Below are 217 nucleotides of genomic sequence, written 5' to 3'. Positions count from 1 at the left end.
CCATCAGCTAGACATTAAAACGCTTGTGGCCATACCCGCCATTGGGCGTGCTAGCCAGGCACCGCATCCGAAGTACAATGCCGAGAATTTTATATACAATCAAAAAACCGATACCTACACCTGCCCCGAAGGACATAAACTAACCAGTAACCAAAGCCACTATAAAACAAGAAACTACACTTTTAAACAGTACAAAACCAAGGCGTGCAAAGGTTGT

The 217-nt window shown here is 44.2% G+C and carries 1 pseudogene; it reads left to right on the top strand.

The features are described from left to right. A pseudogene (locus FHP04_RS14670) lies at positions 1-217 on the top strand (IS1182 family transposase); the annotation flags it as partial.

The sequence above is a fragment of the Aequorivita sinensis genome (assembly GCF_006346335.1).
GTDB lineage: Bacteria > Bacteroidota > Bacteroidia > Flavobacteriales > Flavobacteriaceae > Aequorivita > Aequorivita sinensis.
The sequence above is the reverse complement of the archived record's forward strand: the minus strand, read 5'-3'. Positions and strand labels throughout refer to the sequence as shown.